This is a genomic window from Actinomadura viridis (assembly GCF_015751755.1).
GTDB classification, from domain to species: Bacteria; Actinomycetota; Actinomycetes; order Streptosporangiales; family Streptosporangiaceae; genus Spirillospora; species Spirillospora viridis.
The window spans coordinates 6,810,689-6,834,896 of the sequence record NZ_JADOUA010000001.1 but is presented as its reverse complement, the minus strand read 5'-3'; the positions used below and the strand labels follow the sequence as shown (position 1 = coordinate 6,834,896).

Genomic DNA, 24,208 nt, shown 5'->3' with positions numbered 1-24,208 from the left:
CGACAACTCGCCGCAAGTCAACACGCGCGCTCGCGCCGGTGCGCGCTCCCACCGGTGCGCGTTCCCTCCGGTGGACGCTCCCTCCGGTCAGCCGGTGATGGGGGCGCGGTGGCGCAGGGTCACCAGGGTGATCGCGGCCAGGGCGAGGAAGATCAGCCCGCCGACCCCGGCGACGGCGTGCAGGCCGCCGGCGAAGGCCGTGCGGACGGAGTCCAGCAGCTCGGGGAGGTGGCGGGCGCCGGCGATCCCGGCGGTGACGCTCTCCCGGACCGCCTCCGGCGACTCGGGGAGCATCCCGCGGTAGACGGCGGTGCCGAGGCTGCCCAGGAGCGCGACGCCCACCGCGACGCCGAACTCGCCGCTGGTCTCGGTCAGGGACGCGGCCGAACCGGCCTTCTCCGGCGGCGCCGCCGCCATGATGATGCCGTTCCCCAGGGCCATCGGCAGCGCGATCCCGGCGGAGGTGATGACCAGCCCGGTCACCAGGAGGGGCGTGCCGCCGTCGGCGGGCACCTGGGTGTGCACGGCCAGCCCGGCCGCGGCGATCGCCAGGCCCGCCGCCATCACGTACGCGGGGCGGATCCGCTTGGCCAGGGCGGGCCCGGCCCCCAGCGCGATGATCATGGCGATGTTCTGCGGCACCAGCCACAGGCCGGCCTTCAACGGCGACAGGCCCTCGACGGCCTGCAGGTACAGGGTGGACATCAGGGTCGTCCCGGCCATCACGATCCCGCCGAGCAGCAGGATGGCCAGCGTCGCCGAGAACACGCGGTCGCCGAACAGCCGCAGGTCCACCATCGGGTCGGCCAGGCGCCGCTGGCGGCGGACGAAGACCACGCCCAGGGCGATCCCGGCGGCGATGGCGAGGACCGGGACGGGGTGGAGGCCGGTGCGGGCGATCTCCTTCAGGCCGTAGATGGTCGGCAGGATGGCCCCCATGGACAGGGCGACGCTGGCCAGGTCGAGCCTCCCGGCGTCCGGGTCCTTGTACTCGGGCAGCAGCGTCCGGCCGAAGAACAGCACGACCAGCATGAACGGGACGCCGAGCAGGAACGCCGACCCCCACCAGAAGTTCTCCAGCAGCAGGCCGCCGACCAGGGGACCGGAGGCCATGCCGATCATGAAGCAGCCGAACCAGAGGCCGATCGCGGCGTTCATCTGCCCCGGGTCGTGGAACATGTTGCGGATCAGCGCCATGGACGACGGCATCAGCGTGGCACCGGCGATGCCGAGCAGGGCGCGGCCGACGATCAGCATCTCCGGGCTGGTCGAGTACGCGGCGACGATCGACAGGGCGCCGAAGGCGGCGGCGCCGATCAGCAGCAGCCTGCGGCGGCCGATGCGGTCGCCGAGCGTCCCCATGGTGACCAGGAAGCCGGCGAGCATGAACGAGTAGATGTCCATGATCCACAGCTGTTCGGTGGCGTCCGCGCCGAGGCCGGAGCTCAGGTGCGGCAGCGCCAGGTAGAGGACGCTGACGTCCACCGACAGCAGCAGGGCGATGGAGGCGAGGACGCCGAGCCCCACCCATTCGCGCCGTCCGGCGCGTGCGGGGGGTGCTGAAGTATCAGTGTTCATGCACGTAAGGTGCCGAAAGCCCCTTCAGGCATCCTTTCCATGCCCTTAAGGTCGCCCGTATGCGCTTCGGAGTTCTCGGACCGGTCACGACCTGGACGGACGCGGGCGAGGCCGTCACCGTTCCCGGGCTGAAGGTGCGCGCGCTGCTGGCCGACCTCCTGGCCCACGAGGGACGGGTGGTGTCCGCCGACCGCCTGGTCGAGGACCTGTGGGGCGACGAGCCGCCCGGCAACCCCGTCGCCGCCCTCCAGGTGCGGGTGTCCCAGCTCCGCCGCGCCCTCCAGGACGCCGAGCCGGGCGGGAAGGACCTGGTCGTGTCGCGCGCGCCCGGCTACGCGCTGGAGGCCGGCCCGGACGCGGTCGACGCGGCCCGGTTCGCGCGGCTGGCCGGGGAGGGCCGGTACGCCGAGGCGCTGGAACTGTGGCGCGGCGCCCCGTTCGCCGACTTCGCCGACGCCGAGTTCCTCCAGCCGGTCATCGCGCGGCTGGAGGAGGCGCGGATGTCGGCCCTGGAGAGCCACGCCGAGGCCCGGCTCGCCAAGGGGGAGCCGGTCGACGTGGCCGAACTGGTCGCGGAGCACCCGCTGCGCGAACGGCTCCGCGCCGTTCACATGAAGGCCCTCTACCGCAGGGGGCTGCAGAGCGAGGCGCTCGCCACCTACGGCGATCTGCGCGAGCGGCTGGCCGGTGAGCTGGGCCTCGACCCCTCACCCGAACTGGCCGAGCTGTACGGGCGGATCCTCCGCCAGGACCCGGACCTCAGCGGCCCGGACGAGCGTCCCCCCACCAACGTGCCCGCCGCGCTCAGCCCCCTCATCGGCCGGGACGAGGCGGTCGCGGAGATCGGCGGCCTGCTGGAGGAGGCCCGGCTGGTCACGCTCACCGGGACGGGCGGGGTGGGCAAGACCAGCCTCGCGCTGGAGGTCGCGCGGACCGTCCGGGACGCCTGGCCCGACGGGACGTGGGTCGTCGAGCTGGCCCCCTACGACCGGCACACGCCGTCCCTGGCCGAGGCCGTCCTGACCGCGCTCGACATCCGCGCCGACTCGGCGGGCACCATGGAACGCCTCGTCGCGGCGCTGCGCGAGCGGCGGCTCCTGCTGGTCCTCGACAACTGCGAGCACGTGATCGACCAGGCCGCCGAGCTGGCCGAGCGGCTGCTGCGCGCGGCGCCCGGCCTGCGGGTCCTGGCGACCGGCCGGGAGCCGCTGAACGTGGCGGGGGAGGTGCTGTGGAGCGTCCCCCCGCTGGCGGTGCCGGACGAGACCGAGCTGTTCACCGTGGCCAAGGCCGACGCCGTACGGCTGTTCCTGGCCCGCGCGAGCGCGTCCGCCCGCGGGTTCACCCTCGACACCGGCAACGCCGCGGCGGTCGCGCAGCTGTGCCGCAGGCTGGACGGCATCCCGCTGGCCCTGGAACTGGCCGCGACCCGGGTCCGGGCGCTGGGCGTCCAGGAGATCGTGGCCCGGCTGGACGACCGGTTCCGCCTGCTGGCGGGCTTCCAGCGCGGGGCGCCGGCGCGGCAGCAGACCCTGCTGGCGATGATCGACTGGAGTTGGACGCTGCTCACCGACGCCGAACGGGTCGTCCTGCGGCGCCTGGCGGTGCACGCGGACGGCTGCGGCCTGGACGCCGCCGAGGCCGTGTGCGGCCTGACCGGCGCGGCCGGTGCTGACGGCGCGGACGGCGCGGACGGCGCGGCCGGTGCGGACGGTGCCGGGGCTCGGCCGGAGTTCGACGTCATGGACGTCCTCGCGCGGCTGGTCGACCGTTCCCTGGTCGTCGCCGTGGACGGTCCCGCCGGGATGCGCTACCGGCTGCTGGAGTCGGTCGCCGCGTACTGCCTGCACCGCCTGGACGACGCCGCGGAGACCGAGACCGTACGGCAGGCCCACGTCGCCTACTACACGGACCTCGCCGTGCGCGCCGAGCCGCACCTGCGCGGGCACGAGCAGACGCGGTGGATGCGGCGGCTGGACGCCGAGGCCGCGAACCTGCGGGCCGCGCTCGACGCCGCCCCGCCCGCCGCCGCGCTGCGCCTGGTGAACGCGCTGGCCTGGTACTGGTTCCTGCGCGGCAGGCTCACCGAGGGGCACCGTGCACTGGGTGCCGCGCTGGCCGCCGCGCCCGCCGCGACGTCCGAGCCCGCCGAGCCCGCCGCCGCGACCGCCGCCGGCCCCGGGGCGCTCGCCGCCGAACGGGCCAAGGCGGCGGCGTGGCACGCCGGGTTCACCCTGCTGCTCGGCCAGGACACCGACTGGAAGGCCGCGCTCCAGGACCTGGAGGAGGTGGCCGAGCCCGGCGACCGGGCCCGCGCCCAGTGGTTCCTCGGCCTCGGCATGACCGACCTTCCGTCCGGCCGCGAGCTGACCGACGCCGCGCTGGCCACGTTCCGCGAGACGGGCGACCGGTGGGGCGTGGCGGCGGCGCTGTCCAGGCAGGCCATGGACGCCTACGCCCTGCGCCACCTGGAGGTCCTCGAACGGACCGGCGGCGAGAGCGAGGCGATCTTCCGGGAGCTGGGCGACCGCTGGGGCCAGCTGCAGGCCACCGAGTGGCTGGGCGGCCTCGCCGAGATCAGGGGCGAGAACGAGCGGGCCGTCGCCTCGTTCACCGAGGGCCTGCGGCTGGCCGAGGAGATGGGCCTGTGGCCCGACGCCGTCCGGCGGCTGTGCTGGCTGGGCTGGCTGGCGATGAACGACGCCGACTACGCGACGGCGATGGAGCGGTGCGGCCGGGCGCTGCGCCTGGCGACCGGGCAGGGCTACCGCGAGGGCCAGGTCTTCGCGCGGATGGGGTACGGCTACTCGGCCCGCCGGGCGGGACTGCTCGACGAGGCGGAGGAGCACCTGAACCACCTGCTCGACGGAGTCCCGCGCGACGGCGAACCGGCCCTGCACCTCCCGTCCACCCTGATCGAGCTGGGGTTCCTGTACGAGTTCCGCGGTGACGCGGAGGGGGCGCGGGAGTTGTTCCTGGAGGCGTTCGCCATGTCCAGGAAGATCGGCGACCCGCGGACCACCGCGTTCACCGTCGAAGCGCTGGCCGCCGTGTCCGCTCCCGAGGAGGGGGCCCGGCTGCTGGGCGTGGCCGCCGCCGCCCGCGAGGACCACCGCACCCCGATCAGCCGTACCGACGAGGACGAGGTGCGGCGGATCACCGCCGGGATCGTGGCCGCGCTGGGCGACAAGGCGTTCGCCGCCGCCTACGCCCGGGGCCGCGCGGAGGACTTCGACGCCGTGCTCTGAGCGGCCAGGTGCTCGGCGAGGCGGTCGAAGAACTCGACCCACCCGGCCTTGGCCTGCTCGGCGTGCTCGGCGCCGGTGTTGACGCCGAACTGGTGGAACCGCATGGTCGTGCCGCCCCCCTCCTCGTCGAGGGTGACGGTGACGACGGAGGCGGGCTCGTCGCCGGGATGGTCGGGGTCGCCGGTCGTGAACACCAGCCGGCCCGGCCCGTCCACCTCGCGGTAGGTGCCGCTCAGGGTGACCTCGAAACCCCCGTCGCCGATCATGGTCGCCGTCCAGCCGCCGCCGGGACGGGCGTCCAGGAGCACCCGGTCGGCGGGGGTGACGAAGATCCGGGGGCCGAACCAGCGGGCGAACCGCTCGGGGGTGGTCCAGGCGGCGTACACGAGCTCGCGGGGAGCGTCGAAGCCACGGATGATCTCGAACTCGGCGGTCTGCATCGGTCTCGTCCTCTCGGTCGACGGCGGTTGGCCTCCAACGCGGACGACGATGCCCCGTCCTCCTTACGATCCCCTTCAGGTGCCCTTTCGGCGCCCGCCGCCCCCTCCGGAAGCCCGGCGGGCGCGGGCGTCACGCGCCGCGCGCCGTGAGCGCCAGGCCGGGGATGAGCACCGCGCCCACCAGCAGGTGCAGGCCCCCGAGCACGAGGGTCCCGGCCGTCCCGGCACCGGCGGTGAACGGCCCGGCCAGCGACAGCACGAGCACCACGGCCGCGATCGTCGTCCAGACCCGGGCCGGCGCCCGCAGGAACCGTTCCATCGACGCCAGCAGTGCCCACGCCGCCAGCCCTGCGACCAGGGCGGACGTGATGACCGCGCCCGCCCCGACCGTACGGGCCGTTCCGCCGGACCCGACGGTCAGGTCGATCCCGGCGGCCGGCCCGGCCAGGGCCCAGAGGGCGAGGGCCGCCGCCGCGGCCCCGGCCACCGTCAGCGCCCGCCGCGCGGCACGGCCGCGCCCGGTCAGGGAAGGGGTGGTCGTCTCGTTCATGGGTGCTCCTCGGTGAGTGGGACGGTTGGAGCCCTCAGCGTCGGGCCCGCGGGGCGGTTCCCGCATCGGGCGCGGGGCGGTGCCCGGTCCGCCCGCGGGCGGGGCGGACACCGACTTTGGTAGGTGCCGCCCGCCGCCGGGCCCGGGTTAGCCTCGCCCCGTGAACAGCGACGATGAGTGCGGGCCGGAGCACGCCCGGCGGCGGCGGGCCGTGGCCGACGCGGCCGCGATCGCCGGGGTGGGCCTCCTGGCCGCGGTGACGGTCTGGGGCCGCTACGCCACCGGCCGTGGGCCGCTGTGGCTCGACCTCGCGGGCGGCATCGTGGGGCTCGCCCTCCTGCCCGCCCTGCGGCGGTGGCCCGTCGCCGGAGCGCTGGGACTCGCCGTCCTGGCGGCGCTGTCACCGGCCGCGACCCCGCTCGCCACGCTGGGCGCGCTGTGGGTCGCCGAGCGGCGCGGGTTCCGGACCGTGCTCGCGGTGGTGGCGGCGGGGATCGCCGCGCACGCCGTCCAGGGCCTGGCGCGGCCCCCCGGCGGGATCTCGTTCGGCTGGTGGCTGCTCCTGATCACGGCCGGGTACGGCGCGGTGGCCGGCTGGGGCGCGGTGGCCCGGGCGCAGCGCGCGCTCGTCGCCTCGCTGCGCGAGCGGGCCCGCCGCGCCGAGGCCGAGCAGGGGCGCCGGATCGCCGAGGCCCGGATGCTCGAACGGACCCGGATGGCCAGGGAGATGCACGACGTGCTGGCCCACCGGCTGTCCCTGCTCGCCACGTACGCGGGGGCGCTGGAGTACCGCCCCGACGCCCCGCCCGAACGGCTCGCCCGCGCCGCCGGTGTGGTCCGCGCCGGGGCCCACCAGGCCCTCGACGAACTCCGCGAAGTGATCAACATCCTGCGCGACGAGGACGGGTACGGCGAGGGCGGGCGGCCACAGCCCGTCCTGGCCGACGTCCCCCGGCTGATCGACGAGACCCGCGACGCCGGCGGGCGCGTCGAGGTGCGCGACGCGGTCGTCGAACCCGCCGCCCTGCCCGCCGCCGCGGGCCGGACCGCCTACCGCGTCGTCCAGGAGGCGCTGACGAACGCCCGCAAGCACGCCGCGGGCCGTCCCGTCCGGGTGACGCTGGAGGGACGGCCCGGCGAGAGGCTCGTGATCGACGTCCGCAACCCGCTGCGCGAGGGCGCACCGGAACCGGCCGCGCCCGGTTCCGGCACCGGCCTGGTCGGGCTGACCGAACGGGTGCACCTGGCCGGCGGTCGGCTCGACCACGAGACGGCCGCCGGCGAGTTCCGGCTGCGCGCGTGGCTACCATGGCCGGCGTGAACCGCCCCCTGCGCGTCCTGCTGGTGGACGACGACGCCCTCGTCCGCGCGGGCCTGGCGATGATGCTGGACGGCATCCACGGGATCACCGTGGTGGGGGAGGCCGCCGACGGCGACGAGGTGCCCGCCGCCGCCGACGCCCACGCCCCCGACGTCGTCCTCATGGACCTCCGGATGCCGCGGGTGGACGGCATCACCGCCACCCGCAGGCTGCGGGCCCGGCGGAACCCACCTGAGGTGATCGTGCTGACCACGTTCGACGCCGACGAGGACATCCTGCGCGCGCTGCGCGCCGGCGCCGCCGGCTTCCTCCTCAAGGACACCCCGCCACCCAAGATCGTGGAGGCCGTCCGCCAGGTCGCCGCCGGCGACCCGATCCTGTCGCCGCGCGTCACCCGGCGGCTGATGGACCGCGCCGCCGGCCAGGCCGACGCCTACCAGCGGGCCCGCGACGCGCTGGCCGTCCTCAGCCCCCGCGAGCACGACGTGGCGGTGGCCGTGGCGCGCGGCCGGTCCAACGCCGAGATCGCCGCGGAACTCTTCATGGGGGTGGCCACGGTCAAGGCGCACGTCTCCAGCGTCCTCGGCAAGCTCGGCCTGGACAACCGCACCCAGATCGCCCTGCTCGTCCACGACGCCGACCTCGTCTGACCGAGCGCCGCCACCTTTCCGCGCCCGGCACGGCACCGCCGCCCGCGTCGCCGACCCCAAAGACGGCCCCTCCTTTTCTCAAAGCGCGTGGAAGTTCGATGCCGCCCGGAATGGTTTGTCGGCAAACACGCCAAGCCGCACGATCGCCGAGGTCAATACCGTTCGGCTACCGTTCCTAATCGGCCGGGCCGGGGTGGAGAACAGACGGGGATGAGGGCGTGTGGACCGGTCCTGTGCGCCTTCGGGGGTGACGGCACGATGAGTGTGGTCGGGAGCACGAAAGCACCAGAACGCCTTTCTCCGGGATCACCCGAAAAGGCGCGTACGGTGCCCTGGTGGCCGGTGCTGTTCGTGGCCGGATGGGTCCTGCAGCTGGCGGTCCGCCTGCCGTTCATCGCGAATCACCGGGTACCCATTCTCATTCCGGACGAGTCCGGCTACCTCCTGGCGGGCCGCCTGCTCGCCGGCGGCGAGTCCAGCGACCTGTCGGGACGCGCGCTCTACCAGGGCGGATACCCCCTGCTGGTCTCCCTCGCGTACCACATCAGCGAGAACCCGGCCACGGTCTACCAGATCGTCCTCGCCATCAACGCGCTCGCGGGATCGTCGGTGTTCGCGCTCGCCTATGTGGCGCTGCGCCGTCTCGACGTGCCTCCCGTACGCGCCTATCTGGTGGCGATGGTGACCGGGTTCCTGCCCTCGGTCATGTATTACGGGCAATTCGTGCTGACCGACGCGATATTCCCGGTCATCGTCCTCGGATGGCTGCTGTGCGTTCACTCCTGGATATCCCGGGACGGTCAGGACTGGGGAGTCGCCGCCGCCGCTCTCGCCGCGTACTCCGCCAGCGTCCACACCCGCGGAATGATCATCGTCGTGGTCCACGCCGGCCTTCTCGTGGCCGTACTGGTGCGGCGCTGGACGACCAGGCGCGACCTCGTCATCTCGACCGGCGTCCTCGCCGGAGGCATGGGCGCCGGATGGCTTTTGAACGCCTGGGTGCGTTCGGAGATCTACCCGGGCGGGGCCATGCCCCTCGGCGACTGGCTCTTCGAGCGGCTGACGACCCTTGACGGCTGGGGCTGGACCCTGGGCCTGGTCACCGGCAAGGTCTGGTACCTCATCGTCTCCACCTGGGGGATCGCGGGCGTCGGCCTGGTGGCCGCCGGTGTCGTGGCGGCCCGCGGCGGCGTGCCCGTGGCGACACGGGTGACCGCCTGCGTCGCCTTGGCGGCGACGGCGGGCATCGCGCTGGCGACCTCCGCCGCGGTGCCCGACGAGGGAACGGTCGCCAACTTCGCCTACGGCAGGTACCTGGCCTGCCTGGCACCGGTCCTCTTCCTGGCCGGCGGCGCCGTCGCGATGCGGGCCTCGCGTCCGCTCCTGCTCCGCGCCGTCGGCGCCGCCGCGGCCCTGGCCGTGGTCAGCGGCGTCATCGTCCGGGTGTACGCGGGCGGCCGGCTCTCCACCGACTTCTTCGGGGTGTTCGACTTCCCCGAGATGAGCGTCATGACCTGGAGCTGGAACGGGCTCAAGGTGGGATGGGCGACGCTGGCCGTCCTGCCCGGACTCGCGGCCCTGCTCTTCCTCAAGCACCGCAGGGTCGGCCCCGCGCTCGGCGCAGCGATCATCGCCGCGAACCTGATCATCGTGGTCGCCGTTTCGGAACGCATCATCCGCTACTGGGGAAATCGCCTGCAAGTCGCCACCAGCCTCGCCCCGGCCCGGCTGACCGCGAATGACGTGGTGGCCATCGACTATCGCGACATGCCATGGCGAATTTGGGTGTCCCAAGCCTTTCAGGCACACAACCACCTGGTGCCGATCGATCGGTTCAATGCGGCCACACTGCCCTCTCGCGTGACATTGGTGGTCGTTCCCTGGCGTCCCGACCAGCCGGCCAGGAAGAGCTGGCCCGCGGCCCCGCGGAACTTCCGGCTCACCCAGATCAACTGGACGGACACCGGCGCCTGGGCCGCCTGGCGCCGGACCCGATGAGAGTGACCGGGATAAGCGTCCACGGGTCGCCGATATCCGGAAGGTGCTAATACCGCGTACCGGCCGGGATGTCGCGCCGTGCCCGAAACTGCATTCCGGCATGGCAGGCAAAGGGCGATCCGTTCTCGCGCTTTCTTGCATGATCATGCCGTCTCCTATGCGCTATCCAAGGTTTGGCCTGGGTATCCACGGCCTGCCGCCATCGCGGCGTTTCCCGAAGGACCCGGCTTCGGCCGGTTTCGCCTAGCCACGAGGAAGCACATTGAGAAATCGCGGCAGAAAATGGGCCATGCGCCCGGGCATCAGACAACGCCCCTGGCTGGTGGCGGCGGTGACGGCCGGTGGCCTCACCCTGACGTCGTCGTACCCGGCCCTCGCGAACACCCCGCGCACCCTGGAAAGCCCCATGGCCGTTCAGGGGATCAGTGACAAGGAGCTCAAGAAGTTCGAGCGGGACCTCCGGAACGGCAAGCTCCAGGAGGTCATCCAGAACCCCAGATTCCAGAAGGCGGTCCGGGACGGCCGGTTCGAGAAGCGGTTCCGCCACGACGACTGCCCGCCCTGGTGGCCCTTCCCCTGCCACCACCACCCCAAGAAGGGCCCCACCGGACCGACGGGCCCGACGGGCCCGACCGGCCCCGAGGGCGAGGGTGAGACGGGCCCGACGGGCCCGACGGGTCCGCAGGGCGAGCCGGGAGCGACCGGCGCGACCGGGCCCCAAGGCGTCGCAGGCGCGACGGGCCCGACGGGCGCCACCGGCCCGCAGGGTGACGAGGGTGACGCGGGCGCCACCGGTCCCACCGGCCCCACGGGTCCGCAGGGCGACGAGGGTGACCCGGGCGCCACCGGTCCCACGGGTCCGCAGGGCGATGATGGTGACACCGGCCCGACGGGTCCGCAGGGTGATGCGGGCGCGACGGGTCCGCAGGGTGACACCGGTCCCACTGGCCCGCAGGGTGACGAGGGTGACACCGGCCCGACGGGTCCGCAGGGTGATGCGGGCGCGACGGGTCCGCAGGGTGACACTGGCCCGACCGGGCCGCAGGGTGATGAGGGTGACCCGGGTGCCACCGGTCCCACGGGTCCGCAGGGCGATGATGGTGACACCGGCCCGACGGGTCCGCAGGGTGATGCGGGCGCTACCGGTCCGCAGGGTGACACCGGCCCGACCGGGCCGCAGGGTGATGAGGGTGACCCGGGTGCCACCGGTCCCACGGGTCCGCAGGGCGATGATGGTGACACCGGCCCGACGGGTCCGCAGGGTGATGCGGGCGCTACCGGTCCGGAGGGTGACACCGGCCCGACCGGCCCGCAGGGCGATGATGGTGACACCGGCCCGACGGGTCCGCAGGGTGACACTGGCCCGACCGGGCCGCAGGGTGACGAGGGTGACACTGGCCCGACCGGGCCGCAGGGTGATGAGGGTGACCCGGGTGCCACCGGTCCCACGGGTCCGCAGGGCGATGATGGTGACACCGGCCCGACGGGTCCGCAGGGTGACACTGGCCCGACGGGTCCGCAGGGTGATGCGGGCGCGACCGGTCCGCAGGGTGACACCGGCCCGACCGGCCCGCAGGGTGACCAGGGCGCGACGGGTCCGCAAGGTGACCAGGGCCCGACTGGTCCGACTGGGCCTGAGGGCGATGAGGGTGACCAAGGTCCGACGGGTCCGCAGGGTGACACCGGTCCGACCGGGCCTCAGGGTGACCAGGGCGCGACGGGTCCGCAAGGTGACCAGGGCCCGACTGGTCCGACTGGGCCTGAGGGCGATGAGGGTGACCAAGGTCCGACGGGTCCGCAGGGTGACACCGGTCCGACCGGGCCTCAGGGTGATGCGGGCGCGACGGGTCCGCAGGGTGACACCGGTCCCACCGGGCCTCAGGGTGACGCGGGTGCGACGGGTCCGCAGGGTGACACCGGTCCCACCGGGCCTCAGGGTGACGCGGGTGCGACTGGCCCGCAGGGTGACACCGGCCCGACCGGGCCTCAGGGTGACGCGGGCGCTACCGGGCCGCAAGGTGACACCGGTCCCACCGGGCCTCAGGGTGACGCGGGCGCTACCGGTCCCCAAGGTGACACCGGCCCGACCGGCCCTCAGGGTGACGCGGGCGCTACCGGTCCCCAAGGTGACACCGGCCCGACCGGCCCTCAGGGTGACGCGGGCGCTACCGGTCCCCAAGGTGACACCGGTCCCACCGGGCCTCAGGGTGACGCGGGCGCCACTGGCCCGCAAGGTGACACCGGTCCCACCGGGCCTCAGGGTGACGCGGGCGCCACTGGCCCGCAAGGTGACACCGGTCCCACCGGCCCGCAGGGTGACGCGGGCGCTACCGGGCCCACTGGTCCTTCGGGGCCGGCCGGGGGACTCGGCGTCGACACGGCGTTCCACAACGGCCTGAAGTACATCGGTGTCGTCAGGTCCGACGGGAGCACCGTGGTCTGGGACCCGAGCCTCTCGACCTGGAACAACATTTCCGGGCTGACGGGTTACCCCGCCGGCGGGGCCACGCTCGTGTCCCTGGCGGTGGAGGGCAACAACCTGCATGTGACCGTTCGCGGTACTGACGGCGTGGGCAACGAGATCGTCCGTCAGACCACATGCGTGATTCAACCGACTCCTGGCACCGGTGGTAACCCGGCTTGGCCTGGAAACTGCACTGCGTACACCGACTTCACGCCGCCGCAGCCGTAAGGCGCGTCGGGTGACGCCGTGGTCGCGTTCGCGGCTTCGGAGTCGAGACGATAAGTGATGTCGGGGACAGGGCGGCGCTTCTGCGCCGCCCTGTCGCTTTTTGTCTCCGGAGCCTCCGGGAATTGAGCATCAAAGTGCAGATGATCATGCTTGGGAGGTATGGGGTGATGGTGCTGCGTCGCTGGTTCGGGCGATCCGCCCCCTGGGTGAGTGGTGTGCCGGTCGGTGGGCGAAAATGACGAATCCTGTTCTGTGGCGCGAGTTGAACGTCCTGGAATCATGGTGATGGGGCTGGATGTCCGGACGCGGATTCCGAAATGGTGGACAACTTGTCCGGCCGTCCATGCCCTTTCTTACTTGATCATGTAACGCCGTATGCGGTGACCAAAGACGCAGCCGGGTAGCCATGTACTGCCGCCATCGCGGCGTTTCCCACCAGACCCTGCTTCGGCGGGTTCATCGAGCACGAGGAAGCACATTGAGAAATCGCGGATGGGTCAGGGGCTCGCGCAGCAAGAGGCGCTCCTGGCTGGTAGTGGCAGCGACGGCCGTCGGGCTCTCGCTGATGTCTTATCCGGCCCAGGCGACCACGTCGCCGGAGGCGGACAACTGGTCGGCCATCGAGCGGATCATCGACACTCACGTCGGCAAGATGGACGACAAGGCCGCGCAGAACGGCGAGAGGCGCGGCGACAAGGTGCGCGGCCCCGGCGCCCGCGACGACGACAAGGTGCGCGTCTCCCACAAGCGCGACGGGGAGAAGGTGCGCGGCTCCCGTGGGCACGACGACTGCCCGCCCTGGGACCGGGACTGCAGGGACCACGACTGCAAGCCCTGGGACTGGGACTGCCACAAGAAGAAGTGCAAGCACCGTTGCCCGACTGGGCCGACTGGCCCCACGGGCCCGACCGGGCCCTCCGGCGCCACCGGCCCCACGGGTCCTGGCGGTGGGACTGGGGCGACCGGTCCGACCGGCCCCACCGGCCCCACGGGTCCTGGCGGTGGGACTGGGGCGACCGGCCCCACGGGTCCGACCGGTCCCACGGGTCCGACCGGTCCCACGGGTCCGACCGGGCCGACCGGGCCTGAGCAGGAGGGTGTCGGCCTCGACACCGCCTTCCAGGGCAACAACAAGTTCATCGGTCAGGTCCAGCCCAACGGCGATGTCATCATCTTCGACCCGGAACTCGGGACGTGGAACGACATCTCCGGCCTGACCGGGTTCCCGAACGGCGGGGCCACCGACATCTCCCTCGCCGTCATGGGCAACGACCTGCACGTCACCGTGCGGGGTACCAACAACGGGGTCCCGGTGACCAGGCAGACGAGCTGCACGGTCACTCCGACGCCCGGTACCGGCGGTAACCCGGCCTGGCCCGGCAACTGCACGGTGTTCACCGACTTCACGCCGTAGCCGGACGGTCCCCTGACCGTCTCGGCGGTCTCGGGGCCGATCCCGGAAGTGACGACCGGTGACAGGCGGGGCGGCGCATCTGCGCCGCCCCGCCGACTCGTTCCGGGCCCTGGTACGGGTCATGGACGGTTCATGCGGGGGACGGGTTCGTTTGCCGGATCCTGGCACGACACCCGGGTATGAAACACCCATTCGGGTAGATATCAGACGGACCAGTGGTATCGGCGTTCCCCTCGGCATCACCAGGATCGCCGGTCGTCCCGAGGGCGTCCGCTCTCGCGCGTCCAGGAAGGAATACCCGTGGGCAACACCGTGACCAGGCATCGGGTCGTACTGGAGAAGGCGGCGCAGGACTTCGCCGACGCGAACTCGCAGCCCCCGTTCATCTACGAGCTGCCTCCCGAGCGGGGACGGCAGGTGCTGGAGGACCTGCAGTCCGATCACACCGTGCCCAAGCCGGCGGTCGACGAGGAGTGGATCGACGTCGAGGGCGGCCCGACCGGGGGCGTTCCCGTACGGATCATCAGGCCCAAGGGCGTGACCGGGACGCTGCCGGTCATCTTCTACATCCACGGGGCCGGATGGGTGTTCGGGTCGGCGCACACGCACGACCGGCTGTGCCGTGAACTGGCCGTCCGCTCGCACGCGGCGCTGGTGTTCCCCGAGTACGACAGGTCGCCGGAGGCCAGGTACCCGACCGCGATCGAGCAGAACTACACGGCCGCGCGGTGGGTGATGGAGCACGGCGCCGAGTACGACCTGGACGCCTCGCGCATGGCGGTGTGCGGCGACTCGGTCGGCGGGAACATGGCCGCGGTGCTCGCGATCATGGCCAAGGAGCGCGGCGACGTGCGCCTGGCGTGCCAGGTGCTGTTCTATCCCGTCACCGACGCGAACTTCGACACCGAGTCCTACCACCAGTTCGCGACGGGCTACTACCTCAACCGGGACGGGATGAAGTGGTTCTGGGACCAGTACACCTCCGACCCCGCGCAGCGTACGGAGGTCTACGCGGCGCCGCTGCGTGCGAGTGCGGGGCAGCTTCGCGGGCTGCCGCCCGCGCTGATCCTCACCGGTGAGGCCGACGTCCTGCGGGACGAGGGCGAGGCGTACGCGGCCAAGCTCCGCGAGGCCAGGGTCGAGGTCACCGCGCTGCGGCTGGCCGGGATCGTGCACGACTTCGCGATGGTCGACCTGCTCCGCGACACCCATGCCACCCAGACGGCCATGGAACTGGCCACCACCACCCTGCGCGACACGCTGCACGCCGGTGAGCCCGAGCCCGCAGGCGAACGTCCGCGTGCTGAGCGCCGTACCGTCCAGGAGATGGCGAGCAGCGTGCTGAACAAGATGCGCGGCGGCTCCTGAGCGCGGGCGTGCGCGTACGCCCACGCTGACACGCGACACGCGCCGACGCGGGCCGACGCGGGCCGACGCGGGCGGACGCGGGCGGACGCGGGCCGCGAAAATTGGGTGGCGTGGCGGCTGGAGGGGCTGCCAGGGTGCGCGGGTGACCGTAGCGCGCGTAGATCTGCTGACCCGCCAGCTCGACATCGCCTGGGCGCTGTTCGAGTACCACCTGAAGGACATCGACGACGCGGCCTGCCTCTGGGAGCCGGCGGCGGTGTGCTGGACCGTCCGGCCCGACGAGCGCGGACGCTGGGTGGCCGACTGGGAGGTGCCCGAGCCCGACCCCGTCCCGGCGCTCACGATCGGGTGGGTGACCTGGCACATCGGCTACTGGTGGACGACCACGCTCGGGCACTGCTTCGGCACCGGGGCGCCCGAACGGGAGGAGATCACCTGGCCGGGCACCGCCGATGCCGCCGCCGGATGGCTGCGGGGCCTGCACGAGGAGTGGCGGGCGCGGCTGGCGGAGCTGACCGACGCCGACCTCGACTCCACCGAGCGCACCCGCACCCTGCCGTGGGGGCAGGAGATGACGCTGGGGGACGTGGCGGGCTGGCTCAACATCGAGCTGACGAAGAACGTCGCCGAGATCGGCCTGATCCGCCACCTGTACGGAGTGCGGGACGCCTGAGCGGAAGGCCGTGCCGCCCTCTCACCCGCGACGGTGCCGGAGCCGGTACAGGCGCACCCGTCCCAGCCCTTGGAGGGCACGCGGACGCAGTGAGGACGGGGCGTACGCGCCGTGGGGCAGCGCGCCGGCGAGGTCGGAGTCGATGAGGACCGTCCCGGGGTAGGCGGTGGCGGTGAGGCGGGCGGCCATGTTGACGGGGGTGCCGAAGACGTCGCCCAGCCGCAGGATGACCTCCCCGTACGCCAGGCCCACCCGGACCTGGGGGAAGTCGGGATCCTCCTCGCACCGCCCCGCCACTTCCAGGCCGATCTCGGCGGCGGCGGTGGGCTCCTCGGCGACGAACAGCACCTCGTCGCCGAGGGTCTTGACCACGCGCCCGCCCTGGGCGGCGACGATGTCGGTGGTCGTCGACTCGAAGCGTTCCACGAACTCGGCGAGGGCGGCGCCCTCCATGCTCCGGCTCCTGCGGGTGAACGAGACGATGTCGGCGAACCCGACGGCGAGCCGGGCGACGCCCGCGGCCGGGTCGGCGGTCGCGCCCGCGGTGGAGCCGGCGGCGCGCATCCCGGCGGCGGCCAGCTGGCGGCGCCAGCCGTGCATGAGCAGCCGCTCGAAGGCCGGCCGCAGTTCCTCGGTGGCCGCCAGCGCGGCGACGACGGCCTCCTCGGTCATGGGCTCGTCCGGCGGGAGCCGTTCGCTGAGCTTCTGCAGCCAGACGTCGCCCAGCCAGCTGGCGAGGCGTCCCATCGTCTGCCCGACCGCCCGGGACAGGCGCAGCACCATGTCCTCGTCCACCAGGTCGTGGCCGAGGAGGTCCCTGATCTCCAGGAGCGCGGCCACGTCACCGTCGGTGAACGCGACCTCGTCGTCGGGCGGGGCCGGGAAGCCGAGCGCCTGCCAGATCCGCCGGGCGTCCTCGTCCGGGATCCCGGAGCGTTCCTCGACCTGCTTGCGGGTGTACCGCAACGGCCCGCCGAGCAGGGCCTCCTCGATATCCTGGGCCTCCTGGGGACCCGCCATGGCCACCTCTATTTGTCATCAGTCGATGTAACAATGGTGACGAGTAAGATCAAGGCGGTCAAGGGAAACGCGAGACCGGCGGGCGGGGATGGCCGAGTACCGAATCGACGAGCTGGCCCGGACAGCGGGGAGCACCGTCCGTAACATCAGGGCCTACCAGGACCGGGGCCTGCTGCCGCCGCCCCGCCTGGAGGGCCGGGTCGGCATCTACGACGACTCCCACCTGGCCCGGCTGCGCCTGATCGGCAAGCTGCTCGCCCGCGGCTACACCTTCGCGATCATCAAGGACCTGCTGTCGGCCTGGGAGACCGGCAAGGACGTCGGCGAGGTCCTGGGGCTGGAGAAGGTCCTCACCGACCCGTGGTCGGACGAGATCCCGGGGACCGCCACGCTGGAGGAGCTGATGGCCACCTTCGGCGGCGACCTGGAGCCGGCGGAGGTCGAGCGCCGCCTGGCGCGCACGATGGAGCTGGGACTGATCGAACCGGAGGGCGACCACTTCCGCGTGCCGAGCCCCCGGCTGCTGCACGTGGGCGCCGAGCTGGTCGCGGCCGGGATTCCCGTGGATTCGGTCCTGGACATCGCCGAGCAGATCCGCGACGACTGCGACGTGATCGCCGGGCGGTTCGTCGACCTCGTCCGCGAGCACGTCTTCCAGCGCCTGGAGGACGAGGGTGGTGAGGACGTCGCCGAGGCCGCGGCGATGGTACGGCGGATGCGCCCGCTGGTGAAGATGGTCGTCGACCCGTTCATCGCGCGGGCCATGGAGAGCAGGGTCCAGGTCGCCCTCGGCGCGCAGCTGGAGCAGATCCGCGACCACATGGCCGCCGCCGTGACCGTGGACGACGCCGGCGCCCGGCGCTGACCGTCAGAACAGCGAGGCGCCCCAGACGACCTCGACCTCGCGGGTGTCGCCGGTCTCCGAGTCGATGAAGGTGACCGTGGCCTCGCCCGGCACGGTGAGGAGGGCCCCGCTCAACGTGATCGACACGTCGAGCGTGCGGCCCTTGGCGAGATCGCCCCGCGGGTGGGAGACCGAGACCCGCGCGGAGGAGGACACGGCGTTCCAGGTGACCGGCCCGTCCTCCGCGGTCAGCTTCACGTTCGCGGTCTTGGTCCCGTACAGCTCGACCTTCGCCGGTACGACCGCCAGCTGGCCCGACGGCGGCGGCATCGGGGAGGCCGGGGGCGACGAGGCGGGAGGAGAGGGCCGCCGTTCGTCCTGCTGGGGCCCGGACGGGCGGCCCGCGCCGCCCCCCTCCGCCACCGGCGGGGACGCCTGCGGCGGGCGGGCCGATTCGTGTCCCCGACCGGCGTCCGGCTTCGATGGGGCCTGCTGGGTGATCGACGGCTGGGGCCGGGTGTGGAACGGCGGCCAGTAGATCGTCGGGCTGCCCAGCCCGGGACCCATCAGCAGCGCCGCGAGCATCGCGGTGACCAGGGCCCCGACCATGCCGCCGCCCGCGAACAGCCAGCGCTTGGTGAACGGGGACGGCATGTCCGGCTGGATGGGCAGGCCCTCGGGCGTCAGGCCGCCGCCCCGCGCGGCGATGTCGGCCCGGTAACCGGCCAGCTCGGGGTCGGTCGCGGTGTGCGTCACCCGATGCCGCAGGGCCGCGGGGAGGACGGGCGAGGGCGCCAGCGCCAGCAGCGCGGCGGCGTACACCCCGGAACGGCGCTCGCAGTCGGCGCACTCGTGGTCCGGCGGACGTACGGTGGCGCGTTCGACGGTGTCCCGCGTGGCGGCCGGGTCCTGGCCGTCCCGGCGGAGCCTGCACACGACCCAGCGGGCCGGGCCCGACGACCGGCGGGACCGGGCGGCCGGTACGGCACGGGCGCCGCGCGGACCGTCCTCGAACGCGCGCGGTGAACGCCCCGCCGCGCCTCCCGTGGCCGCGTCCGCGTCCGCGTCCGCGTCCGCCGGAGACTCGTCGCGCGGCGCGGTGGGCTTCTTGGCGGCCGCCTGCCCGACCACGCCGTCCACGGGGGCGGCGGTGGCGGGGCCGGTGTCGCGGTCGGTGTCGCGGTCGCCGGGGGTGTCGGTGTCGGTGTCGGACTGGCGGCGGTCCGCGGCGCAATGCTCGGCCGCCAGCAGCAGCTCGGTCGCGTAGGCGTCCTCCAGGGCGATACGGGACCTCGCCACCCGGGCCGCGGCCCGCCGGGAGGAGATGCCCAGCACGATGCCGATCTCCGCGGGGAGCAGCCCGTGCCGGACGGCGAGCAGCAGCGCCTCCTGGTCGCCGGCGTCCAGCCTGCCGAGGGACGCCTCCAGCAGCCTGCGCAGCTCGGCGGACGGCGGCAGATCGTCCGCCGACGTCGCGCCTGGCCCGCCGCCGGCCGGTGCCGCCGGTGCCGCGCCGGCCGTCGCCGTCCCGGGCCGCCTGCGGGCGGGCGCGCCCGGGGCCGCCGCCCGCAGGACCCGCGGCAGCGAACGGGACGGCCTGCCGCCCCCCTCGGCCCGCGGCGGCTCACCGGCGGGACGGTCCAGCAGCGGCGCGTCACTGAAATCGACGTCCGGCTCCCAGTACAGGACCCTGTTCCGGCCCCGCTGGACGCAACGGCGCCGGGCCGCCCCGTACAGCCAGGAACGCAGCCGCAGGTGGTCGCGCATTCGCGGCGCGCGGCGGCAGGCGTCGATGAAGGTGTCGTGGACGATGTCCGCGGCGGTCTTGTACTGCCCCGACATGGACAGGACGTAATCGTACAGTCGCTCAGCGTAAGCATCGTAGAGAGCGGTCAGAGCGCCGTCGTCGCCTTCGTTGAGCCTGTGGACCAACCGGCGGTCGGCCGCGGCGTTGAAGGATGACCACCTGGGCATATGCGCTCCCGGCACCGGCACGTGGGAGACCCGCCCTCGCGGGGCCGTCTGGGTATTCGGCTCAACCTGCATACACCCGTACGCCCCATCCGCACCACTTGATCCCGGGAAATGACGATGAAGGTGACGCTGGGGTGACACTCGCCAAGCGCAACGCATTCGTCCGAACATTAGCGTGACCAGTCGGTCACATGCTAGGGGCGCGTACCGGGGCGCCCTCCGGTCAATGTGGGCCAGATCATAGGAACCTGATCGTGCGGGCGGACAGTCCGTGCATGTGGAGATGAGTATGCGTGCCCGTGTTCACGCCGGGGACCCGGATGCGTTCAGAGAATTGTTCGACGAACACGCTCGCTCGGTGTACAACCACGCCTTCCGACTGACGGGGAACTGGTCGGTGGCGGAGGACGTGGTGTCCCTGACCTTCCTTGAGGCATGGCGGCTGCGCGACCGGGTCGACGTCGGTGCCGGCGGCGGGTCGCTGCGCCCCTGGCTTCTCGGCATCGCCACCAACGTCGCACGCAACGTACGCCGCGCCGACCGGCGGCACGACGGCGCGCTGGCGCGGCTTCCGAGGCAGGAGGCGGCACCGGACTTCGCCGAGGAGGTCACCGCCCGCATCGATGATCGAGAACGGCTCGCCCAGGTGCGTACGGCCCTCGCGGCGCTGCGCAAGCCCGAGCGCGAGGTGCTGGCGCTGTGCGTGTGGGCGGGGCTCGACTACGCCGAGGCGGCCGAGGCGCTCGGCGTGCCGGTCGGCACGGTGCGCTCCCGGCTGTCCCGAGCGCGCAGGAAGCTGAGCAGGCTCGTCGCCGCGGGAAGACTTCGGCCGCCCGAAGGAGACCGGGAACCGCGGGCCGGCCGCGGACAGGGAGAAGGTGACCGCGGGAACGCGGTCCGGCTCGCTCAGGAGAACACCCGATGAACACCATCTCGCCCCAGCCCGACCCGGACGAACGTGAGGAACTGGCGCGGCTGCTGCCGGGGCCGGTGGAACGGGACCTGCCGAGCGGCCGTCACCGACGCATCCAGGAGTTCGTGATGAGCCAGATCGACCAGGACCCGCGACCGGCCGAGCAGCCCGCGCGGCCCGATCATTCCGCGCGGCCCGATCAGTCCGAGCAGTCCGCGCGGCCCCCGCGCCGTTCATCGAAGCGGCGGCCCGTTCTCCTGGCCTCGGCGCTGACCGCCGTCGCCAGCACGGCCGCCGCCGTGGTGGTGATCGGCGGGGGCGGTTCCGGGGGGGCCGCCGGGGAGCCGGGGCACGGCCCGGCCACGTCCGCGGCGACGTCGCCGTCCGGCCGTCAGATCCTGCTCGCCGCCGCGGGCACGGCGGAGCGCGCACCGCAGGGTTCCGGCACGTACTGGCACGTCAAGACGACGTTCACCGCTCGCGATGGAGGCGCGCGAACCTCGCTGGAGAGCTGGACCCGGCGGGACGGCGGGGTCTGGTGGAAGGGGGAGAAGACCGGCGGCAAGGTGGTCAGGCTCACCTCGTCCACTCCGTTCCGGCTGGGCGGCCCCGAGGTGAGCTTCGAGCAGCTCCAGAAGCTGCCGGCCGAGCCGGACGCGCTGAAGTCGTGGATCGCCGCGTCCCACATGCGCAACCCCGTCAAGACCAGCGCCGGCCGGCCCGGCGCCGACATGCGGAACCAGCTCGTCTTCGACGGGCTGGTCTCCCTCATCTCCCAGCTGCCGTCGACGCCGAAGGTCCGTGCCGCCGCGTTCCGCGCGATCGCCTCCTACCCGAACGTCACGAGCCTCGGTACGGTCAAGGGCGGCCAGGGCCTGTCGTTCTCCCTCGGGGGAGGGAAGAAGGCGAGTCTGGTCGTCGATCCGAAGACGTCCCGGATCACCGACACCGACTTCTTCGTCTCGGTGGAGGGAACGCGGGTCACGGTCCCGGGCGGCGCCACCATCACCGCCGGGTGGACGAACCAGCCGCCCAAGTAGACAGCGCAGGGGGCCGGGCCTGCGGTGGACGGCGCCGCCGTCCACCGCAGGCCCGGCCGCCCGGCCGGGGAGTGGTCGCCCTCCAGCAGGCGACGGGAAGAGCGGTCCTGGAGCCCTGCGCCCCCTTGTGTCGCTGTGCAGCGGTCGAGCCACTGCTTCACGCAGCGGCGAGACCCCGCAGGTGCGGGCCTTCCGGGCCCGCGCTCTATTGCCAGGTCGCGGCGTCGGGGTCGATGCCGTGGGCACGCGCGCTGGCGTCGATGATTCGACGGAACCACGTGGAAAGGCCGGAGCGGATGCCGTCGTAGTGGGCGGCGAATGCCGGATCGGCCTCGAACATGCGGCCGAGACAGACCTGCATCTGCCTGGTGAGGGGAAAGTACGAGGCGAAGACCTCGCGATGCCGCTCGACGAGCTCATTCGCTTCCGGGCTACCAGGGGTGACTCCGGCGTCCATCGCATCCCCGAGGGCGCGGTCGAGACCGGCGACGGCGTCGGCGATGGCCTGCCATTCCTCCGGACCGCGAGAGGCCGAACGTTCGGCGTACTGCAGCCATTGCGCGGTGCCTCCGTAGCGCTCACGGGCTTGGGCGGGCCAGTCCGGGTTCCACTGGGGGCCGAGGATCGCGGCCTGCTGCTCGGTGGTCAGCAGCAGGCCGCGCTCGTGGGCGTCGATCATCCGATCCAGTCCGGCGGCGAGCTCCTGGAGGCGTTCGATCCGTTCAGCGAGCCGGGTGCGCTGCGCGCGCAATGCGCCGGGCACGTCCGCGGTCGAGTCGTCCAGGATGGCCTGGATCCTGTCCAGGCCGAGACCGAGCTCACGGTAGACGACGATGCGGTGCAGGCGTTCCAGGTCACCAGCGGTGTAAAGCCTGTATCCGGCGGCCGTGCGCAGCGACGGCCGCGCCAGCCCGATCTCATCCCAGTGGTGCAACGCGCGGACCGTCACGCCCAGCCGCGCCGAGACCTGACCGACCGTCAGGCCATCGGCGTCACTGGCATCAGGCATGTTCCTCATTGTCGCCGCCGTCGGCACCCGGTGGGGTGATCCCGATGGCTTCAAGGTTCCGCGCCTCCTGGCTGTCCGGATCGAAGGGCTTCGCCGCGGTGAGAACGATCCGTGCGTTCTCAGGTGTGATCAGCTCGACATCGCGGGTGTTCCAGGGAGTGTCCCGGGGGCCGTCGACCGAGTCCGGGCGCAACGCACGGCAGGCCTCGGCAAGGGAATCGACCTGGCTGAGCACGCACGAGAAACTGAAGCTGATCGCCGGTGCCTGCTCCGGAACGCTCGCCGCCGAGACGAGGAGCACGTCCTGGAACGCCCACCGGCGCAGATGCACGAGCCTGCCGGGGATGCTGAACAGCTCGAAGAACCCGGGCCCGCGCACCCAGAAGTCCACCGACGCCGCCAGATCACTCGTGGGGATCGTCGGGAACGCAGGCATTCCATAGATGCCACGGAAAGGCTCCGGCGGGACCGCATCCGGACCGGGAGTGGGTACGGGACTGATCTCGAACGCGTTGTAGTAGTCGCTCATGCACCCAACCCTCCAGCCTCACGCAACGTGAGGGTCAAGCCAGATCCGTGAACCCCGTTCCTCTGGCCGGGCACATGGGCGGAGCGTCCACCCGGCGAACGTTCGTTGTGAGTGGGTTCGTCGCGATGGTTCGTCGCAGAGCGGGGCGTCGCGGAGCGGGGCGTCGCGGAGCGGGTCGTACGGGGCCCCCGCCATTCGGGTTTCCCGGGGAAGGCCGGGCGGGCGACCCCGTACGACGCCTGTCCGTGGCCCTGGGACGCTCCAGCGGATCCCAGGGCCACGGGGTCCGGTTCACCGGGTCGGGTGCAACGCACTGATGGTGTGTCCACCCGGCGAACGTTCGTTGACGCCGGGCTAGTCGAGAATCACCAGCAGGCCGAGCACCCGCCGCCACCAGCCCCGCCGCCCATGCCGCCCATGAACCGGCCTGGACGGGACGCTCGGCCGGAGAGGATGTGAAGGACCCGGAGGGCGCGGAGATCGTGGAGGGCGCGGGGGACGTGGAGGACGTGGAGCCGCCGCCGGTCTCGTACGCGCAGCACCGGCGGACCGGGGTGCCGAACGCGTTGCTCCGCCGGGCCGGGGTGCCGGACGTGAGGGCTCCGGACGGGATGGCAACGGACGCGAGGGCGGTACGGGCCTGGCCGTCGCGCGGGGCCTGGGGACAGGTTGAGGTCTGGAGGCAGGCTGAGGGGAGGGCGACCGCGCCTGCGAACGCGCTTGGGGAGGCGCCTGCGAACGTGTCTGCGAACGTGTCTGCGAACGAAGGCCCTCAAGGCGGCGCGCGAGTTCTGCCGGATCGCCCGCCTCCACCAGCAGGTCGCGGCCGTGGCCATCCCGCGCGATCGCCCACCACTGCCCGGTGAAGTCGCCTCTCCACGCGCTCACCCCCGGGAACCGGCGCTGGATCTCCGCGACGATCAGGTCGGGATCGACCTCGATCGCCG

Annotated in this window: 17 protein-coding genes; 10 read left to right on the top strand and 7 right to left on the bottom strand. The window is 72.9% G+C overall.

Features of this window, described 5'->3' with window-relative positions:
- Positions 1-87 precede the first annotated feature (87 nt).
- On the bottom strand, positions 88-1,578 hold the full coding sequence (locus IW256_RS30925; protein WP_197014312.1) for an MFS transporter: 1,491 nt from the start codon (positions 1,576-1,578) through the stop codon (positions 88-90).
- A gap of 59 nt (positions 1,579-1,637) precedes the next feature.
- Here IW256_RS30925 and IW256_RS30920 point away from each other — a divergent pair, with 59 nt between their 5' ends.
- Entirely contained in the window at positions 1,638-4,826 is a 3,189-nt protein-coding gene (locus tag IW256_RS30920) for an AfsR/SARP family transcriptional regulator (protein ID WP_197014311.1), read from the top strand.
- Here the strand turns inward: IW256_RS30920 and IW256_RS30915 are convergent.
- Both IW256_RS30915 and IW256_RS30910 read right to left on the bottom strand, forming a co-directional pair.
- Complete coding sequence (locus IW256_RS30915) at positions 4,784-5,266, bottom strand: SRPBCC family protein (protein WP_197014310.1); 483 nt, start codon at positions 5,264-5,266, stop codon at positions 4,784-4,786. The genes IW256_RS30920 and IW256_RS30915 overlap by 43 nt on opposite strands.
- A gap of 130 nt (positions 5,267-5,396) precedes the next feature.
- Complete coding sequence (locus IW256_RS30910; RefSeq protein ID WP_197014309.1) at positions 5,397-5,816, bottom strand: DUF6069 family protein; 420 nt, start codon at positions 5,814-5,816, stop codon at positions 5,397-5,399.
- 160 nt (positions 5,817-5,976) lie between these two features.
- On the opposite strand from IW256_RS30910, the gene IW256_RS42890 reads away from it, so the two are divergent.
- From IW256_RS42890 to IW256_RS30875, 6 genes are all read left to right on the top strand, one after another.
- Positions 5,977-7,137 carry a sensor histidine kinase gene (locus tag IW256_RS42890; protein ID WP_197014308.1) on the top strand — a complete coding sequence of 387 codons (1,161 nt, stop codon included), beginning with the start codon at positions 5,977-5,979 and terminating at the stop codon, positions 7,135-7,137.
- On the top strand, positions 7,125-7,787 hold the full coding sequence (locus IW256_RS30900) for a response regulator (RefSeq protein ID WP_197014307.1): 663 nt from the start codon (positions 7,125-7,127) through the stop codon (positions 7,785-7,787). Before IW256_RS42890 ends, IW256_RS30900 begins: the two co-directional genes overlap by 13 nt.
- A 327-nt stretch (positions 7,788-8,114) precedes the next feature.
- On the top strand, positions 8,115-9,785 hold the full coding sequence (locus IW256_RS30895; RefSeq protein ID WP_197014306.1) for a hypothetical protein: 1,671 nt from the start codon (positions 8,115-8,117) through the stop codon (positions 9,783-9,785).
- A gap of 3,257 nt (positions 9,786-13,042) precedes the next feature.
- Entirely contained in the window at positions 13,043-13,891 is an 849-nt protein-coding gene (locus tag IW256_RS42425) for a hypothetical protein (protein ID WP_269217959.1), read from the top strand.
- A gap of 300 nt (positions 13,892-14,191) precedes the next feature.
- Entirely contained in the window at positions 14,192-15,259 is a 1,068-nt protein-coding gene (locus tag IW256_RS30880) for an alpha/beta hydrolase (protein ID WP_420535429.1), read from the top strand.
- A 142-nt stretch (positions 15,260-15,401) separates the two neighbouring features.
- Positions 15,402-15,932: a DinB family protein gene (locus IW256_RS30875; RefSeq protein WP_197014305.1), complete on the top strand. Its 531-nt coding sequence runs from the start codon at positions 15,402-15,404 to the stop codon at positions 15,930-15,932.
- Between the two features lie 21 nt (positions 15,933-15,953).
- On the opposite strand, the gene IW256_RS30870 is transcribed toward IW256_RS30875, so the two are convergent.
- Positions 15,954-16,952, bottom strand: coding sequence for an adenylate/guanylate cyclase domain-containing protein (locus tag IW256_RS30870; RefSeq protein ID WP_197014304.1), 999 nt, complete (start codon positions 16,950-16,952; stop codon positions 15,954-15,956).
- 88 nt (positions 16,953-17,040) lie between these two features.
- Between IW256_RS30870 and IW256_RS30865 the strand changes: the two genes are divergently transcribed.
- Complete coding sequence (locus tag IW256_RS30865; RefSeq protein ID WP_197014303.1) at positions 17,041-17,817, top strand: MerR family transcriptional regulator; 777 nt, start codon at positions 17,041-17,043, stop codon at positions 17,815-17,817.
- Between the two features lie 3 nt (positions 17,818-17,820).
- Here IW256_RS30865 and IW256_RS30860 read toward each other — a convergent pair whose 3' ends face one another.
- The gene (locus IW256_RS30860; protein WP_197014302.1) at positions 17,821-19,770 is read right to left on the bottom strand and encodes an RNA polymerase sigma factor; all 1,950 of its coding nucleotides are present in this window, start codon (positions 19,768-19,770) and stop codon (positions 17,821-17,823) included.
- Between the two features lie 283 nt (positions 19,771-20,053).
- On the opposite strand from IW256_RS30860, the gene IW256_RS30855 reads away from it, so the two are divergent.
- Together IW256_RS30855 and IW256_RS30850 are read left to right on the top strand one after the other, a co-directional pair.
- Positions 20,054-20,695: an RNA polymerase sigma factor gene (locus IW256_RS30855; protein ID WP_197014301.1), complete on the top strand. Its 642-nt coding sequence runs from the start codon at positions 20,054-20,056 to the stop codon at positions 20,693-20,695.
- On the top strand, positions 20,692-21,723 hold the full coding sequence (locus IW256_RS30850; RefSeq protein ID WP_197014300.1) for a CU044_5270 family protein: 1,032 nt from the start codon (positions 20,692-20,694) through the stop codon (positions 21,721-21,723). The genes IW256_RS30855 and IW256_RS30850 overlap by 4 nt, the downstream gene beginning before the upstream one ends.
- 205 nt (positions 21,724-21,928) lie before the next feature.
- Here the strand turns inward: IW256_RS30850 and IW256_RS30845 are convergent, their stop codons facing one another.
- Entirely contained in the window at positions 21,929-22,732 is an 804-nt protein-coding gene (locus tag IW256_RS30845; RefSeq protein WP_231403999.1) for a MerR family transcriptional regulator, read from the bottom strand.
- Positions 22,725-23,261 (bottom strand): VOC family protein, encoded by a 537-nt coding sequence (locus tag IW256_RS30840; RefSeq protein WP_197014298.1) that lies wholly within the window; start codon positions 23,259-23,261, stop codon positions 22,725-22,727. Before IW256_RS30840 ends, IW256_RS30845 begins: the two co-directional genes overlap by 8 nt.
- Positions 23,262-24,208 lie beyond the last annotated feature (947 nt).